We start from the raw sequence: 229 nt of genomic DNA on the forward strand, positions 1-229 counted from the left end.
GTGCACCGGAGATCTGATGATGGATGTGTACCTGCGTGGCGCCAGAACCCGGCTTTCACCGGACGCGCCGGTGCCGGTAGTAAATGTTACCTCCACTACAATAACATTAGGCGGCGGCGCCAATACAGCCGCAAACCTCAGCCACCTGGGCGCTCAGGTTACTTACTGTAGCGTAACCGGTGCCGATGCGGAAGGCGACCGGGCCTGCACCCTCTTGGAAAATGCAGGC

General features: G+C 59.8%; 1 protein-coding gene. It reads left to right on the forward strand.

What is annotated here, in order from left to right:
* The coding region (locus KVT36_RS32480; protein WP_254640296.1) for a PfkB family carbohydrate kinase at positions 1 to 229 on the forward strand (229 nt) is incomplete at both ends.

The organism is Chitinophaga sp. GbtcB8 (genome assembly GCF_019091455.1).
Classification (GTDB): Bacteria; Bacteroidota; Bacteroidia; order Chitinophagales; family Chitinophagaceae; genus Chitinophaga.